Genomic DNA, 14,512 nt, shown 5'->3' with positions numbered 1-14,512 from the left:
CGTAGCCCAAGGAATCTACCGGTTGCCCAACCTAAGGAACATGCTCGGGCTCCCGTGCCATGTCACCAGCAATTGCTCTCGAGCGCGAGTGCAGGCCACGAACAAAAGGCTACGTTCACGCAGTAGACCCAAGCTGTGGGAGTGCGGATCTTCGTCGATGGAAGTGACCGCCGCGAGAGCAGGAACGCTTTCGATGTTGACGCCTGCGACGACGAGGCAGCGGAATTCGAGGCCCTTTATTCGGTGCATGGTGCCAATGGAAACTGCTCCCGGTGAGGGCGCGCCCTTCGCGAGAAGGCTGGTGGATATCCGCATGGCGCGCAATTTCCGCTCGACACTCTCACCGAATTGCCTCGTGCGAGTGGTTACGCCGATCTCATCAGCGGCAACGCCGCACGCGAGCCAAGAGCGGATCGTTTCGGCTATGTGGTCGAGTTCCGCATCTTCGGAAGGAAATCCGGATACTTCCGGCCGGTCGCCGTGAACTTCGGAACGGCAACCTGCGAGAGAATCCAACCCCCCGTCCATGTCGTCGATACTTTCGTCGCGGATAAGGCCCAGGCTCCACCCTAAGATCTCTGCGGTGGTGCGATAGTTGATGGATAGTCGGCGCGCCCTACCCGCGATATTGACGCCTACCTCGCGCAACGAGACATGGTTGTCATAGATCCGTTGGTGGACGTCGCCGGCGATGAAGAGATCGTCCGGTTGTTGGGCCACAGCGGCGCGGAGAAGACGCCACTGGTCCGGGCTGAGGTCTTGGGCCTCGTCGACAACGATGTAGCGGTATGGCTTCACCAAAGTGGCCTGCAGGATGCGCGTGGCCTCCCGGCGGACGGTTTCATGAGTCCACATGCCTCGGGTGTCGAGGAGCTGTTCGAAAGCCTCGATCGCGGCCCAAACCTGATGTTTTTGACCTGAGCTCAATCGGCGTCCCCGACCACGACGGCCGGCGGCGAGGTAGTCGGCTTCGGTGGTGACCTGCTGGGCCAATACCACGTGCCGCCATTCTTCGGCGAGGAATGTTTCTGTGAATGGTGTCGGATGGGCGGCGTGGGCTTCGCGCCACAGCGTCACTTCGTCACTGGCCTTCACCATCCGCGGCATGCCATGCGTATCACGGAAGACGCGGTGTGCAATACGGTCGATGTGCTGGACGACAATGCGTGACGCCTGCGCGGGTTCGTCAACCAGCATGAGGACGCCGTCCTCAAGGGATTCGGCGAGTGTGGAGGTAAAGGTGGTGACGAGAACTTTGCCATCACCGCGTTCGGCCAGCCGTTTCGCGCGATGCAGTGCTACTACGGTTTTCCCGGTTCCCGGACCACCGGTAACGCGCGCCGGACCGCTGTAGGCGGCATCGACGATGGACTGCTGGGCCGGGTGCAGGTAGATCCGCCACAGCGCGAAAGGGTCCGCGAAGACCGCCATGAGTTCATCGGGTCCGTCGACGAGCAGGATACGGCCGGTGCTACGGGCAATCGCGGCGTCCAGGTCATCGGTGTCAATGGGCTCGGAGATCAGGTCTGCGCCCAGATCCGCCCACACCTCATCGGGTGTCATGCCGGCAGCCAGACCGTACAAGACCTGCCATTGTGTGGTGGGCAGGAACTCTTGCGCGGCTTCGAGCTCCTCCACAGTGCTGAGCGTGCGAGCGAACTCGCGGGTGCGATCGTCGATTCCCAATCGTTCCAGATCGGTCTCATTGACATGAGCGAACAGCCGTTGGGTGGTCTGCTCGGCGGCAGCGCTTACAGCGGGCAGCGCTTCGGTGAACGCGACCTCGTCGCGGATTTCGATACCACCGGTCGCGCGGTTCACCGAAACGTCGCGTCGCTGCGCCCATGTGTAGGCATCGTCGTGCGGAAGGACTTTCAGCAGAGTGTAGGTCTGGCCTGATTCGGGCGCGAGCACGATGCCCCGCCAGAACCGATCGATCCGGATGGAGCGGAACCGCGGGTTGCGTGCATGGTTGATCTTCTCCAAGTGGACACCGGCGTGGGTGGCGGCTTCGAATTTCTCGAATACTCCGGCCACCTTGTCCTGGAGGGAGCGGTCGAGTCGACCGAAGTCTAGTAGGAAATCTTTGTCGATCGCGAGGGTCGCCATCACGTCTCCTTCGCCAGGACGGTATCGGCACGCGGCTGCGCCGCGATGCGAGCGGCGAGGTCGTCGACTGCGGCGAGCAGGTCGCTCGGGGACAGTGACAGATCCAGCGCGTGGCAGTGGATGGTGACCGAACTGCCGAGAATGCGGTGGACTCGCTGGACGGCATTGCCTTTCGCGTACACCAGGTGCCCATGGTCGAGACCAGTCGTCGTGCAGTAGGCGAGCATTTGATACAAGTCGGCGTCGGGGAAACCGGCGGGCGATTCCACCTTGTACTTCGCGTCGATGATCGCACGGGGAGTGCGGTTCGGGCGGAACCAAACCAGATCCGGGCGCATAATGACCTCCGCGGCGGTATCCAGCGGCATACGGTGCTGAAGCGCACAGGGACCACCGTACGGCGCCAGGGATTCGCTCAACGCGGTGCACACGAAGTCCTCGTAGATCTTCCACATGTCGAACATGTAGCCAGTAACGGTGAGGGATCCGAACCGATGTTCGAACGATTCTGCGGCGAGCACGAGTTCGGCCAGTCGCAGGCAGTCGTGGAAGCGGGCGTTGACACGGCTGGGTTGCCAGGCCGGCACCGCGGCACCGCGGGGCAGCAGGGTGACCTCGGCAAAGGCCCTCCGCAGTCTATGCAGGCGTTTACGGGCGGGCTCGGTCAATCGTGGCACGGTCAACAGGCGGGTCGTCGCGAGAAGAAGCAGCCGGTTCTCGGCGATATCGGTGGAGAATTCGTCGTATTCGACCGCCAACGGAAGCGCCATACCGTGTCTGCGACCCATCTGGACGCTTGTCCGCAATCGACCGCGCAGCACCGGCAACGTATCGGTGACGGTGTGGTATCCCATGAGCAGGCCCTGTTCAGCCGCCCGGGTCGCGAGACGGGAGAACGCTTCCGCGAGTGCGGGCAGTAGCTCGTCGGCAGTGTCGAGACGTACCGGGTCGTCGCGCCAGACAGCTGGGTTGAGGGCATAGCCGATGAGGAAGACAAGACGCTCGATGTCGTGAATTTTCGGCCGAACCAGCAGCTCGCGGCCACCGAAGGCGACCACGCCGACCTTGCGACTCGCCGATAGCTCGTAAACACCGGGCGCGGTGGTCGGCACAACAGCCGCGATGCCGAGCCGCTGCAGCGCGGTGTACTCGACATCACTGAGGGCGACCCGCTGCGCGGGTTCGCCCTCAACCAGCGTCAGCCGCGTTTCCACCGTCGTACTCCGAATCCGCATCCGCTGGTTCGATGCTCCGGCGGATGGTGGCGAGGCCGTAGGTTTCGTTGACGTCAATGGTGCGATCACCGTAATGGTGCTCCTCGAGCAGCGGGAGGATCGCCGTGCGCCACACACGCTCGAGCCCACCTGGTGCGAACACGGCGGGCCGCATGAAGTACGACGGCCCGATCTTGAAATCGGTGTCGGCGATGCGACTGTTCAGCGCGTCGAGCAGATCGGCAACGGTGATGTCGTAGCCCTGGTCGGCCAGCCAACTGCGCAGGATTCCGTTTGTCGGTGACTCACTGGGATGGAGGGGGACGAAGGCAAAGCGGCGACGCATGGCAGCGTCCACCAGCGCTATCGACCGGTCGGCCGTATTCATGGTGCCTATCAGCACCAGGTTGCGCGGTAGCGAGAACCCGCCCTCGGTCTCCGGCCGATAAAGCAGGTCGATGGACGTATTTCGGTATTCCAGCAGGAAGTACAGCTCACCGAAGATCTTCGCAAGATTTCCGCGGTTGATCTCGTCGATGATCAGTACATACACCGCTGTCGGGTTCTCCACCGCCTTGTCCACTATGCGGCGCAGCGGGCCGGGTTTGAGGTCGAAGCCGATCTGGCCGTTGCCGAGCGGAACCGGCCGGTAGCCCTCGAAGAAGTCCTCGTAGGAGTACGCCGGATGGAACTGCACGACGGTGACGTTTCCGTCGGGCGCAATGTGCTCGGCAATCTTTTGTGCCAGATAGGTTTTGCCGGTGCCGGGTGGCCCGTAGAAAATGAGCTGAGGCCGGTCGCGAAGCAGCTCGATGCATTCCTGTATCCACGTCTGCGGGACGTGGAGCCGCTTCGCCAGTTCCGGCGTGGCGTCGGGCAAGTTCGCCGATTTGGCCAACGCAGGACCATGCCGGCGCTCTGCCAGGGTGCGCAGCGTGTCGATCCGGGCGGACAGGTCGGTGACGTCGCTCGGGCTATCCAGCAGCGCCGTCAATTCGTCGGGAACGGAGTCGAGAGGGAGCGAATGCGGCTCCCACTTCACGGTGCGGCGCAGATTGGACAGGCCTTCCTCGCTCTTGGTGTATTCCGCATCGCCGGTGACGGTGCCGAAGTACAAACGACGCTGACTGAACGTCACCACGAAATCGCCGGGATGCATCCGGGCCAGGAAGGCATAGAACTCGTCGAACTTCTCCTGGCGGGCCGCGTACCCGGATGTACGGTAATCCTCTTCGATGTAGCCCTTGAGTTCCTCCCGAGTGATGCCGGGTTCCACGGGCCTGAGCAGCCGCGCCGACAGAGATACGATGCCTTTCTCCCGCCACATCGGCACCAGGTCGTAGCCGAGCACATTGGAGCCACGCACACGCCAGGCGTGTTGCACGGTGTCCGTCGGACCAGCGGCCTCGGACGGAGGCTCCCAGCGTTCCCTCCATGGCGAGCGATAGAAGTCGACCGGACCTCCTTGCTCCTGCACGAGTGCCTCGTTGATGTCGTGCAGGTCCTCGTCGACATCGCCAGGCTCGTGGTCGAGGTATTCCGTGAACCCATCGCGGATTCGGCGCCGATGGGTGGGGCTGACGATAGGCAGGTAGAAGCTCGGGAAGGCCAGGTACAGCAGTGATTGACGCTGCGCTGCTTGCCCTGTTTCAACAGAGTTCGCGGCGTCCCGGAAGCGCAATGGATCGTCCAGTGCGAGTCGTCGCTCGCTTTCGGGAAGATCCGTGAAGTACGACGCGAACTCAATCAGATACTGCAGTTGTAGCCACCGGTAGTTGTTGAACGCCTGGCCACCGTGATACACGCCGCCACCGCGAAGCGTCTCGGCGATTTCCGCTGGGATGGAGACCTGCATGTCACTCATCGCGAGAACTGCATGTAGCTGATCGATCTTCGTATCGCCCCGCAGGTTTTGAATCGGCAGCAGGTTCAGCAGCAACAACTCGGCGAACAGCTGGACCGCGGGGGACGATGTGCTCGCCAGCTGCTTACTGAGCTTGTCGAAGAAACTCCCCGCTCCGGCGTCAGGACGGTCGACGAAGTCGCGCCGTAGTTCGGCCAGGTTGTCCCGTGACCAGACCGGGTGAGATGGGGTGAGGATGGAGCCGCCTGCACCGAGGCACTCCTCAACCATGTGTCGGCCGAGTGAAGCCACAGCGACTCCGGCCGGCCGGCCCAACGATGCGGAAATAGGATCCGTCATTCCTGCTCGCCCCTTGCCGAAGGCGCGACCCCGTCGAAGGTCGACCGATAGGGCACACCGGTGCGCTCGGCCTCGGCCATGGCGTCGTAGATATCCAGAACTAAGCGTTTGGTGCGGTACTCGCCGTAGGCCGCATCATCTTTGCGCTTGACGATAGGGAAGGTATCCATGATGTACTCGACATCGCTACGGGGAATGCCGTACAGATGAAAAAATGCGGCGTCGAGCTCAGCTCGCCACTGCGTCCGCATCAGGGGAGAAGACCACTCTTCGTTCAACTTACTTGCTCGGCACGCAATCCAGTCGCCGACGGTTTCGTTTCCAGCCCATTCACAAGCGTGGACCAGCATGGCAGGCGGAAGCGCCGGAAGTTGCTCAATAATGAAGAAGTTCATATGCGTGCCACCAACTTTAAGTCGGGCACAATAATCGAATACAAAACTTGATATCGCAGCTTGAAGGGACAGCTGAGCGCGGGCAGATTCAGTGGACAAGACAAGGGGAAGATTGTTCCCTACTGCGGTCCAAGGCACCCTGGTTGCGATAGAGGTTCTTTCATCTGTACTTCGACAAATATCACGGATTCCGATCAGGTACGGAATGTCCTCAGCAACCTTCTCGCTCACCTCGGGCTCCGCGACCCAATATCGGGGCAGCGCGGTGATGTTCGAATCCGACTTATCTCCAGAGGAGATGTCGTGGACAGTACCGTCCTTCTCGTATGTTGCCCATCGGTGGTCAAAGTGGTGAATCATCTTCGCCTCGTATAGCGGAAGCATGCGCTGGTCTCCGCGTTCGAACACATTGCCGCGGAGCGTCCACCCGTCCTGCTCCAGCTCCTCTCGCGTGTGGAACAGCCCTGAGTCGTTGGACATGTCGAACATACGCATGAACTTGATGCCCCAGGGGTTGCCGAGCGGGTCACCTTCGCGGATGAGGACAGGGACCCGCCGGTAGATACCCAGGGTGATCTCCGCGTCGCGGCGGGTGCGGAACACCGGGCAGGTTCCGGTGTTCGGGTTGAGCAGGATGATCTCCTCCGGAGAGAGGGTGAAGCGAGCATCGGCTCGTTGCAGGTCGGTGGGGTCGTGGGCGAAGAAGGCGAAGTCGGCCCGGGGCTCTCGGATGTCGCGACCGGCGAGGGTGAGTAGGCAGAACTTGAAGCTGCGGTGCACGCCGTTGAAGATCGGTTTGGCGTTCTCGAAGTCGTACAGACTGGCGATCGATCCACGCTCGACCAGATCCTTGAAGTAGTGCTGGGTTGTCGCGTCTGTGGCGATGCCGGTCGGCAGGATAACTCCGAGCCGCCCGTTCCCGGCCAGGAGGTTGCGGTCTGTCTCGGCGAACACTGCGTAGGTGTTGATGTCGCCGCGGCCGGTAAGCGAATAGCGCCCAGAGTTGCGCAGCAGGTGTGAGATGCCGTCAGCCCGACGTTTCTCGGCGATAAATGCCTGGTGCAGAGCAGGATCAGTATTCGGCAAGTCAGCGATGAGCTTTTTGCGAGCTGCCGCGTTCGGTGCTGTGGCGATATCCGGATTTCGCGCGGAAAAATACTCCTGCTCTTGCAGTTTCACTCGCTCCCACGGCGGGTTACCGAGCACCACTGAAAACCCACCCGACCATCCGGTGGCAGTATTGACGCCACCTCCTCCGCCGGTGGGGAAAATGTGCGGGAACTCGAGATGCCAGTGAAAGAACCGATATTCGGCGGCGACTCGCTGTAGTTCGGCGCGCATTCCGGAGTCGAGCACATCATCGCCCGCCGTGATTGCAGCCAGCACAGCGTGCGTGATCGCTTTCGGCGCGTCCTCGTGCTTGGGCCACACGAACGCCGCGCACCAAGCGTCGGCGGCCAACCGCTGGCTGCGGTAGTCGTCGGATGCGGTATACGAGCGCAGGCGCTGCTGTTGAATGTGTACATCAGCAAGGGAGAGCGGTCTGGCGGCGATCACGTCCTCGATGCGGGAACGCAACGGGTCGTTCGAGATCCGCTCAGGCTGATCGAACAGGCTGGTCTGCGAGCCGTAGTCGCGTTCGGATTTGTTCTGCTTCTTGAGAGAAGCGGTGACCTTGCGATCGTCACCTTCGAGTGGTTTGAACGCATCGTCGGGCACACCGCGATCTAGTAACAACGGGGTGGCACCGACAAGGGCATTGCCGACCTTGATCTGGGCGTCGAGGAAGGCCAGCGGTCGGCCCGGTTCCATCGCCTCCATCCACAGCGATACTTTGGCCAGTTCGGCGGCGAGGGGGTTGATGTCCACGCCGTAGATACAGTGCGAGACCACGTCTCGCATCGCCTCCTGGATGGCCTTGGGTGTGGGCTCCGGATCCCCGGCCCGCAGCGCAGCAACTCGTTTCGCAATGCGGCGCGCCGCCCCGACGAGAAAGTGACCGCTGCCGCAGGCCGGATCGCAGACGGTGACGCGCAACAGGGCGGCTTCGGGGGCGTCACTCTTCTCGGCGTCGTCGAGCACCGGGTCCAGTGCGGTGTCGAGCAACGACTCAACTAGTGATGTCGGCGTGTAGTAGGACCCGGTGTCCTTGCGTTCGTTTCCGGACACGATATCGAGGGTGTAGCTGTTGCGTGCCGGATCCCACTGCGGCACGTATTCGAGCAGCGCCTCATAGATGCTCCCGAGCTCTTCCGCGCCGAGGTTGCGGTAGTCGACAACCCGCAGCATCCGGGATGCCGGTTCTTGGACGGTAGACAGGGATTTCACCGCGCTGAGCAGGGCGTGGTTATTGAGGTCGCAATCGGTGAGGCGATCCAGCTCCCCATGTTCGTACAGGCCACCGAGTCCGGGTAAACCGAGTTCGGGCAGGCCCGCCTCGCTGCCCAGGCCGCGCCACACCAGAGTGAGCGCCTGCCATTTGTCGCCGTAGCGGTCGCCGAAGCGACGCTGCGCCGTGGCGCGCAGACGTGCGGTGGAGAAGTAGTCGGTGTAGCGCTTCCTCGCACTTGGTGGCGCTGCCGGGTCCAGTAGGACGCCTCGGTCCTCGGCGACGAAGGTGAACAGCATCCGGTACACGACCCGCAACAGGGCGTGGTGCAAGTCCTCTTTGGCAAGCCTGCCATCGGCCAGGTCCTGCCGCAGGGACACATTGTCAGGGTGCGACAGAAAGCCCGATCCCAGAGTGCGCAGCGCGGCCACGACCCCGTCGCGCAGCAGGTTCAACGCGCGAGAACCGGATTCGAAGGCCTCGGTGCGCCACTGTTCGAGCCGGCAGGACGCCGGGCCGACCTCCGGGTCACGAACCTCGACTCGGGAGACATGGCACAGCGTGTACAGCAACAGGAAATCGGCGAACAGGTCGCCGTCGAAGATCGCCTCGAGGTCGAACTCGACATAAGCCGCGCCGACCAGGGATGTGGAGTCGCGCAGCAGCCGCAACACCGTGCCGTTGGACAGGATCGCCCACAGATGGCCGTCGGAACGGTTGAGCGCGTCCTGGACCATCGCTTGGGGGGAAGCTCCGGCGGCTCCCGGCAGACCCTTGGTTCGGGTGTCGAGAGGTACTCGCGCACCCAGGAGGTGGATCGGTACATGCTGCCAGACGTGGGAGATCGGGTACGGCGCGGTTTCGGCGACCGGAGTGCCGCCGGCGGTAGCGACCAGACCGCCTTTGGGTGTGCGCGGGACACGGCCGTATCCGAGCTGGTCCAGCAGTACGAGGGTGAACCGTTCCCGGGTGAGTGCGGTCGCGGCGTCGGAATCCGGCAGCTTTGCCAGCGCTTCCCGGTATCCGGCCCAGACCCCCTTCAGATAGGCCCACACACGGTTGGCGGCGTCGCGCACCGACTCTCCGGCGGCGAGGTGATAGTCACTGGACGTCAATCCACTTACGTCCGAACCAGGCTGGGTGAGCCTCTGCAAGAGGTCCGCAGGCAACAGGCCCCCTTGAATGCGGACACCCACGAACGACTCGGTATTCACTGCGCCCTTCACTGAACTCACTGTGCCCCTCCCACCTGCGGCACGTACACGAACACTCCGAGCACATCCGCGGACGGCTCCACCGTCACCTTCAAACCACGCACGATCTCCGACGACGCTTGCCGGACACGGCGATGCGATTGCAGCAGACGCTCGGCCAGCAGCCTGCCGTGCTCCTCCAGATACTCGTTCAAGTCCCCTAGTCCGTCGAGACTGCGTGAAATGAACTGGCGAGCCTGCGTTTCGGGCACGTTTCCGGCTGGCTTCGCTGCCAGCAACGCTGGCATGGACTCCTCTTCCAACCAGCGAGACTGAGCGGGTGAGCCTTCGAACGCCAGGGTGGCCACATCCTCGGCGACCAGTTCCCGGCCTCCGTCCCGTGAGGGCAGCAGCACATGGAATCGGTAACGAACCAGCAGCAATGTGGTGCGGGTGCGCACGACATCGGTGCGCACTACCGCGCAGCGTCGGGCAGGCCGCGCGTCGTCATCGGCCTTAGGGTCGAGGGCCGATTCCAGGACGTAGCGCGCGATGGCCTCCACGGAGGCATCGGTACGGGACAACAGGGCCTCCCCGGGCTGCACGGGCAGGTCGCGAACGAAGCGCTGGGGGCCGCGGCGGTCCGGGGGCAGTGCATCGCGCAGACCGATCGGCAAGGTCGCGAGGGTAGCGGTGAAACCGGCGCTGTTCGGCGTAACGGTGGCGCGCAGGGCGCGTAGAGAGTGCTCGGTGAACTCGGCAACTTCGGCGGGGGTGCCGAGAGATTCTCGGATGGCGCCGACTTCGGCGGCGACTTCTTCGGGTTTGATCGTATGCTGGGCATATTTGGTTTTGGCGACCGTCTCCCGGTCGGCCGCCGACTCCCATTCGGCGTACAGCTCCTGCTGTTTGGCCTGCACTCCGAGATCGAGGCTCAACTGCTCGGCGTCGCGACCGCGTAGGAGCAGGCCCTCCATCAGGGCCTCCACCACCGCGTCGTTCGAGTTCGGCACCGGCACCGAGACACCGGTCGCCTTGCGAATTGCCTCGTGTTTGCGCAAGAGAACATCGAGCACGATGCCGTCGATGTGGTTGTCGCGGCCGTACAGGGTGACCGCGCGGACCTCGTCAGCGGTCTGTCCGAAGCGGTCGACGCGTCCTTCACGCTGTTCGTGCCGAGTGGGATTCCAGGCGAGGTCGTAATGCACCACAGCCTGGAACGCTTCCTGCAGGTTCACACCCTCCGATAGGCAGTCGGTGGCCACCAGGATATGGCGGCCGGGGGTGGCGGTCAGTTCGTCGATGCGGGCCAGCCGCTCGTCTGGGGGCAGAGTGCCGGTGACCGAGCGGACGGTGACCTTGCTGCCGAGTGCTTTGCCGAGCTGTTCGGCCACATACTCGGCGGTATCTATGAAGCGACAGAACACGATCGGATCGCAATCCTGCGCCAGCAGATCCTTGACCACGCCGGTGAGGGCACGAATTTTGTTGTCGGATTTGCCTTCCAGCTTGCGGGCTGCGGACAGAAAGCTACGCAGCCGCCGCTCGGTAGCGTTCGCGCCATCCTCGCCTGTATCCGCGCCGGGAGTGCTGTCCGGTGTCTCACCGGACTCGTCCTCGGAGAGGTCCAGCACCACTGCGCGACCGATGGCGTCGGCGTCGGCCGGCGTATCCGCGGCCGCGGCAGCCGCCCGGGTCTGCAATGTCTGCACCGCCGCGCGTGGCGAAGACGCCAGGGCGCGCAGCAACGCCAGTGCCGACCACCAGTTCACGCGCCGGGCCAGGTCGCCGTTCTCCGAGTGCACCGTCTCGCGGGCATAGTCGAGCACTTTCTCGAACAGTGCCCGGTATTCGGAGCTGAGGGTGTACGAGGTTTCTTTGGTCAGCCGGTCCTTCGGAAACGGTGTGTCCTCGTCGAGGTACCGGCGAATGTCGGCCCGGCGACGTTGCACGAAGTGTCTGGCAAGCCGCTCACGGCCCTTAACCTGGTCGAGGTCGATCGTCTCCAGACTCGGATCCAGCAGGCCGAGCAAGTTACGGAATGCCTCCTCCTTGCCGCTGTGCGGGGTGGCGCTGGCAAGGACGAGGTGACGCTGGGGATTTCTGGCGAGATCGCGGACCAGCTCGTAACGCTGAGTACGTCCGGTGCTGGTACGGATGCCGTCGGAGACGCAGGTATGGACCTCGTCCACGATCACCAGATCCGGGCAGGTGCGTAAGAACTCGTGCCGGCGACGCGAGTTCTTGATGAAGTCGGTGGAGACCACCGTGATCGGAAAATGTTCGAAGATCGACTCCGTCCCCAGTCGCGCGCGCTCGAGACGCCGCACTGTGCTCGGTAGCACGAGCTCGGCCTCCAGGCCGAACTTCTCCCGAAGCTCCCGCTGCCACTGTTCCGCCAGGGCTGGACTGCACAGCACGCTCAGCCCGCGAGCCGCACCCACCTCGAGCAGCTCGGCGGCCACCAGTCCGGCTTCGATTGTTTTACCGATACCGACGTCATCGGCGATGAGTAGCCGCACTACCTCCTGACGCAGCGCCATCATGAGGGGCACCAACTGGTAGGCACGGGGCTGCACCGCGATCTTGGCCAGACAGCGAAACGGGCCTGCGGTGGAACGGAATCCGATACGCAACGCACTGCGCAGCAGGCTCGCACTGTAATGGTCGCCCAGATCGGCGGGATCGGGGGCGGGGAAGGTCGCGGGCGTTACGCCCTCACTGACCAGCACGCCGGCAATATCGTCGTCCGCACCGCCCAGCGGGCGAAGGATCAGGAAGTCATCGGTGCTGTCCGGCAGCACAACCCATTCCCGGCCTCGTGCCGACACCAGATTTCCTGCGGCGAAGCCCATCGTTTACTTCCTTCCCTCTCCCAGGACATAGGAGTGTTCACGCAGCTTGGCCAACCAATCATCGTCAGCGGCCAGGCACAGCACCGACCATCCGATGTCGATGAACCGGTCCTCGATATCGGTGGCAAGGGTCGCCTGATCGTCGACAAATACCGCCAACCCCGCATCGGGCCCAGTGAACGCCATATCCGGCGCAATATCAGCGCCTTCGATGGATTCGTGCACGCGGTTCGGCAGCGCGAGGTCGTGCTCGACCAGCAGATCGAGAAGTCTGTGCTCGAGCGGGGACCGCAGCTTGGTGCGCACTGCCTCGATCCGTTCGGCACGGTCGTTGATCTCGTTCTCGGGTTCGACCACTGCATTCTCAAGTCGCAACAGCAATTCGCGCACGCTGTGACGGTCAATCAGTCCGTGCTCGCTCTGGTTGCCGTAGGACAGCAAGCAGTCGTAGCACGCCTTCTCGCACCGTTCACGAGCACCTTCTGCCTGCCCCACATCGTTTCCGTCAATATCGAAATGGGCAATATCGAGAGCTCGCCGAGCCGCGCGGGCCAGTGCGTCCGGTTCTGCGTGCAACCGCCGCAGTACTCCCGCGCCGCCCTCGGCCGATTCGGTGAACAACATCCGCGCCTGGCCAGTGGGGTCCGGTAACACCTCGCTGGACAGTTCACCGTCCTCGAGCTGGAATTCGGCCTCGATGCCACGCTCGATCGCATAGCGCAGCGTAGTGGCCTGCACGTCAGTAACCCCTCCGGCCAGGCGCAGCACCAGAATATTGCGGGTGTCCTCGACATAAGGTATGACCTTCTTCGGCCGAGTCGATGAGGTGACCGGATCGAGGCCGTCGTCGGCCGTGAAAGCGTCGGTGGCGTCGCGCTCGGACAGCCAGTTGCCCTTAACCGTATCGAGCCAGTAGCCGCGATCGTCGGGATTCTTGCGGCGGCGTAACCCCAGGTTCGTCACGCGGACCGTCGCGGTGTCGCCGTAGTCGAGAACGGCAAGCGTGTCGTGGCCTTCGGCCAGAACGGTGCCACGAAGCCTGCTCGGTTCGGAGCCGTGGTGGTGGTGGAACCGGTAGGAGGTATGCAGCTCGAACCCTGCGCGCCGGCGCTCCTCCTCGTCGCTGGAGATGCGTTCCCGGCGGCGAGTGAACACGGTCTGCATCCGCATCAGGTCGTACTGGGGTGGTCCGAGCAGCGCATTGCAGTACTGGCACCGGTCCAACCCTGGCTCGGCGACGTGGTGGTAGCCGCATTCCGTACAGCGGCGAGTGTTCTGGGTGTCGACAATGCCCTCACCATGCGAGGTGGTCGGCACCTGGATGCGTTTGACCTGGTAACGCGCGCCCTCGTGGTAGATGATCGCGCCCGGTCCGAACTCTCGGATGGCCAGGAAGCGGGGCCGCTGCAAGTACTGACCATCGGCGCGGGTGCCGCCGGCCTTCAACGCCGGAATGTAGGCGGCCAGCGGGAGACGAGGGAAGCTGTACCCGGGAAGAAACCCTTCGGACGCGAAATAGCGGTAGGTGTAGAAGTCCGAGTGGGTACGGTCCGAATCCTCGTTTCGCAACAACACCATCTGGCGTTCGGCGTCGAGACGGCGGGACTCGGCCGCCTTGCGTTCCCGGTGCGTCGCCGACACGTCCCGGACAATACGGTTCTGCTCTTCCTGATCATCCAGCGCAGCCTGATACAGCTCGCGCCAGCGGGCGCACGCGCGGTCGAAAGCGACGGGTGCCGCGACGATTACCTCATCCGCCCACTGCTCGTACCACCACGACGTCTTGCGGAGTTCCGGAATCAGCGGCGCGATCACCTGTGCTGCACGAAGCTTCGCGCGTTCGACAGCATCGGGTGCAGAAACTGTTTTGCGCAACTCCTCCTGCAGCGGCATTCCGGGCAGTTCGAGAGCAAGCAGCTGCGGCATCCGCGACTGCAGATCCACCCGGGTCTCGGCCAGCCACACGGCATGCAGATGCGACGCGAGCAGGGCCTCGTTGGTGAGATCGAGCCGTGGGGCCGCCACGGAACCTGCGACCATATCTGCCGACCGCCGGAAGTAATACTGGTCGTGTGAATTTCCCGTCGCGCAATAGGTCACGACCAGCGCGGGCTGACCGGAGCGCCCGGCGCGGCCGCTGCGCTGCGAATTGTTCGCCGTTGTCGGCGTAAAATTGCGCAGCGCGACAGCATTGAGATCGGCAATGTCGACGCC

At 63.3% G+C, this 14,512-nt stretch carries 6 protein-coding genes; all 6 read right to left on the bottom strand.

Translation table 11 applies throughout. The features are described from left to right. Nucleotides 1-15: 15 nt before the first annotated feature. Nucleotides 16-2,109, bottom strand: coding sequence for a UvrD-helicase domain-containing protein (locus QH195_RS31130; RefSeq protein WP_280438001.1), 2,094 nt, complete (start codon nucleotides 2,107-2,109; stop codon nucleotides 16-18). Further along, entirely contained in the window at nucleotides 2,109-3,323 is a 1,215-nt protein-coding gene (locus QH195_RS31125; RefSeq protein WP_280438000.1) for an McrC family protein, read from the bottom strand. Before QH195_RS31125 ends, QH195_RS31130 begins: the two co-directional genes overlap by 1 nt. Next, nucleotides 3,298-5,478 (bottom strand): McrB family protein, encoded by a 2,181-nt coding sequence (locus tag QH195_RS31120; protein WP_280437999.1) that lies wholly within the window; start codon nucleotides 5,476-5,478, stop codon nucleotides 3,298-3,300. Before QH195_RS31120 ends, QH195_RS31125 begins: the two co-directional genes overlap by 26 nt. Before the next feature lie 44 nt (nucleotides 5,479-5,522). Next, nucleotides 5,523-9,485, bottom strand: a complete 3,963-nt coding sequence (locus QH195_RS31115; RefSeq protein WP_280437998.1) for an Eco57I restriction-modification methylase domain-containing protein — start codon at nucleotides 9,483-9,485, stop codon at nucleotides 5,523-5,525. Further along, on the bottom strand, nucleotides 9,482-12,298 hold the full coding sequence (locus tag QH195_RS31110) for a helicase-related protein (protein WP_280437997.1): 2,817 nt from the start codon (nucleotides 12,296-12,298) through the stop codon (nucleotides 9,482-9,484). The genes QH195_RS31115 and QH195_RS31110 overlap by 4 nt, the downstream gene beginning before the upstream one ends. 3 nt (nucleotides 12,299-12,301) lie before the next feature. After that, the coding region (locus QH195_RS31105; protein ID WP_280437996.1) for a DUF1998 domain-containing protein at nucleotides 12,302-14,512 on the bottom strand (2,211 nt) is incomplete at its 5' end.

This window comes from Nocardia carnea (genome assembly GCF_029868855.1).
Taxonomy (GTDB): domain Bacteria; phylum Actinomycetota; class Actinomycetes; order Mycobacteriales; family Mycobacteriaceae; genus Nocardia; species Nocardia carnea_A.
Note: the sequence above shows the minus strand (reverse complement) of the source record. Positions and strands in the feature narration are given on the sequence as shown.

Bases quoted from the DNA above. Each gene is read 5' to 3' on its own strand.
- QH195_RS31130 (WP_280438001.1), bottom strand. From the start codon at position 2,109: ATGGCGACCCTCGCGATCGACAAAGATTTCCTACTAGACTTCGGTCGA.
- QH195_RS31110 (WP_280437997.1), bottom strand. From the start codon at position 12,298: ATGGGCTTCGCCGCAGGAAATCTGGTGTCGGCACGAGGCCGGGAATGG.